1 protein-coding gene is annotated in these 1,688 nt (G+C 60.1%); it reads left to right on the top strand.

The window, feature by feature from the left end; all coding sequences use genetic code 11:
• Positions 1-140: 140 nt before the first annotated feature.
• Positions 141-1,679: an ISL3 family transposase gene (locus RBB32_RS21240; RefSeq protein WP_306155754.1), complete on the top strand. Its 1,539-nt coding sequence runs from the start codon at positions 141-143 to the stop codon at positions 1,677-1,679.
• Positions 1,680-1,688 lie beyond the last annotated feature (9 nt).

The raw sequence follows: 1,688 nt of genomic DNA, 5'->3' as shown, positions 1-1,688 counted from the left end.
GGTTCTGCCTCACTTTGTGTGGCGCAACTATCCTGAAACTGGAAAATTCAGGAGGTATAGTTGTGAGTTCGAAGAAGCACTGGTCGCCCGGGAGCGATGTTGCCGTTCAAAGCGTTGAGCGAAGTGAAAGAGGCGGGTGGATTGTATCTGGCGTCTTGGCTCCCAACGGCATTTGCCCAGACTGTGGATTGCATTCACGCCGACGTCACGGCTGGCGGCGTCGGCGGCTGCAGGATTATCCCGCGCATGGAGACGAGGTAACGGTTGATCTCGCAATTTGCCGTTGGCGATGTCAGGCACCCGCTTGCCCACGCCGGACATTCTCAGACCAAATCGCCTCGATTGCGCGTCCATTTGCACGTCGTACTTCGCGTGTCGGGGAGATTGTCACCCATCTTGGGCATGCGACCGGCGGACGGCCAGCCGAGCGGTTGTTGCATCGTTTGGGCCTTGGAGTCAGCGATGACACGGTGCTTAGGCAGCTGAAGAACCGTGCCCAAGACAGTGGCGAGTCGCCGACAGTCATCGGGATCGACGACTGGAGTTGGCGGAAATCGCAAACCTACGGCACGATCATTGTGGATCTGGAGCGTCGCGTGGTGATCGACATTCTTGAGGATCGAGATGTCGTCAGCTGCACCAACTGGCTGAAGCGACACCCCGAGGTGGAAGAGATCAGCAGAGATCGCTGCGGTCTCTACGCCCAGGCAGCACGGCAAGGGGCACCGCAGGCGAAGCAGGTCGCTGACCGGTTCCATATCGTACAAAACCTGCGGCAGGCCATCGAGGAGCAAATGAACCTTCACGGCCGTGCGACCGGCAGGGCGCTGCTGTCCGACGCCGACAACATCACCGCAGCCGGCAGCCTTCTGAAGTCACGCCTGGCGCATAGGACGTCTCGGGAAGAGATTTTCGCCACCATTCATGCGCTCCGAAATCAGGGGCTTTCATGCAGCGAGATCGGGCGGCGAACAGGGTTCCCGCGTCGCAGCATCGCGAAATGGCTGCAGTTCGAGACACCACCGGACCGCAGGCGGGCCGCTTTGAAGCCGACATCGCCGTGGTACTTTGAAGAGTTCCTGAGCCAAAGCTGGAAGGAGGGCATTCGAACTGGCAGCGCCCTGTTCCGTCTGATCCGAGAGCGCGGTTACGAGGGGAGTCAGTCGCATTTGCAGCGTCTGTTGGCGGGCTGGCGAAAAGCAGAACAGCAAGGGAGCGACTCCAAGGTAGAGCACGAAATCCTTAAGCCAGTCCGGGACCCGGAAACGGGGCACGCGATTTCCCCGGTCATCGCAGCCGCGCTGTGCATCAAACCCCGCGGAAAGCTCACCCCGGATCAAGCGCGGAAAGTCGACGCGCTCAAGGCCGGTTCTCCCGCCTTCGCAACGATGCGAAGTCTCGCCATGCGGTTCAACGGTATCCTGCGCAGCCGCCAAGCAGACCCGCTCCCAGCATGGATCGACAACGCGATCGAAACCGATCTGGCGCCCATCGTGCGCTTTGCCCGCACATTGAACCGGGACTTCGATGCAGTCAAAAACGCCATCGAGATGCCATGGAGCAACGGCCAAGCAGAAGGTCAGATCAATCGCCTGAAGACGCTCAAACGCGCCATGTACGGTCGAGCCGGTCCAGAATTGTTGCGGGCGAGAATGCTACCGTTCCGCCACACAGATTGAGGCAGAGCC

Source organism: Roseovarius sp. MMSF_3281, from assembly GCF_030733685.1.
GTDB lineage: Bacteria > Pseudomonadota > Alphaproteobacteria > Rhodobacterales > Rhodobacteraceae > Roseovarius.
This window is presented reverse-complemented; position numbering and strand designations above follow the sequence as displayed.